1 protein-coding gene and 1 pseudogene are annotated in these 1,094 nt (G+C 63.1%); both read left to right on the top strand.

Translation table 11 applies throughout. The annotated features are described in order from the left end of the window. Positions 1-198: 198 nt before the first annotated feature. Positions 199-867 (top strand): lipoyl(octanoyl) transferase LipB, encoded by a 669-nt coding sequence (lipB, locus tag JYA52_RS00195; RefSeq protein WP_205651154.1) that lies wholly within the window; start codon positions 199-201, stop codon positions 865-867. Next, positions 864-1,094 (top strand): annotated as a pseudogene (locus JYA52_RS00190) (lipoyl synthase); the annotation flags it as partial. The gene lipB and the pseudogene JYA52_RS00190, both read left to right, overlap by 4 nt.

Here is a 1,094-nt window from a genome sequence, read left to right as displayed (position 1 = left end):
GCGATCAACTGCCGCCAAGCCGGTCCCGGTGACAACACCCCCCGGATCATGAACGACTGGGGGCAGAAACCATGCCGGGACCGACCTGCCAACACACCCTTATCCTGCAACAGGACTGGGGCTACGAAAAAGGTAACGGGGGTGAGAGGTTGGGCACACTATCCGGTACAGCGCACGCCGGGGTCTAAGCTGGATGCCATGACTCTTGAGTTCACACAGCTGGGTCTTGCCCCCGATTTCGTGGATTACACGCACGCCTGGGAACTCCAGCGCGAAATCCACGAAAACGTCCTGGCCGGCAAGGCCCCCAGCACAGTACTCCTGCTCGAACACTCCGCCGTCTACACCGCCGGCAAACTCACGGAGGACCACGAGCGCCCCTTCGACGGCACCCCTGTTGTTCCGGTGGACCGCGGCGGCAAGCTCACCTGGCACGGCCCGGGCCAGCTCGTGGGCTACCCCATCATCAAACTGAAGAACAGGGCCGGGATCCGCGACTACGTGGAGCGGCTCGAGGCCGTCATCATGGCCGTCCTGGCCGACTACGGAATCACGGCCGTCCGGATCAAGGGCCGCGCCGGCGTCTGGATCGAGGAAGACTCCAAGGGCCCGGCCCGGAAGATCGCCGCCATCGGCATCCGGGTCAACCAAGGCGTCACCATGCACGGCTTCGCCATCAACTGCAACAACGACCTCTCCCCCTACGGCCAGATCATCGCCTGCGGAATCACCGACGCCGGGGTGACCACCATTGCCCAGGAGACCGGCCGCGATGTGGCTCCGGCTGATCTCGTTTCGCGGATCATCGAAGAACTGCGCAACAATGAAGACGCCCTAGTTGCAACCCCCGAAGGAGCTCTACTGTGACACTGGCACCAGAAGGCCGGAAAATGCTGCGTATCGAGCAGCGCAATGCGGCCACCCCGGTGGAACGTAAGCCGGAGTGGATCAAGGCCAAGGTCCAGATGGGCCCCGAGTTCGTCCAGCTCAAGAACCTGGTCAAGAAGGAAGGCCTCCACACCGTGTGCGAGGAGGCCGGCTGCCCCAACATCTTCGAGTGCTGGGAAGACAAGGAAGCAACGTTCCTGATCGGC

This window comes from Arthrobacter pascens (genome assembly GCF_017052465.1).
GTDB classification, from domain to species: domain Bacteria; phylum Actinomycetota; class Actinomycetes; order Actinomycetales; family Micrococcaceae; genus Arthrobacter; species Arthrobacter pascens.
This window is presented reverse-complemented; position numbering and strand designations above follow the sequence as displayed.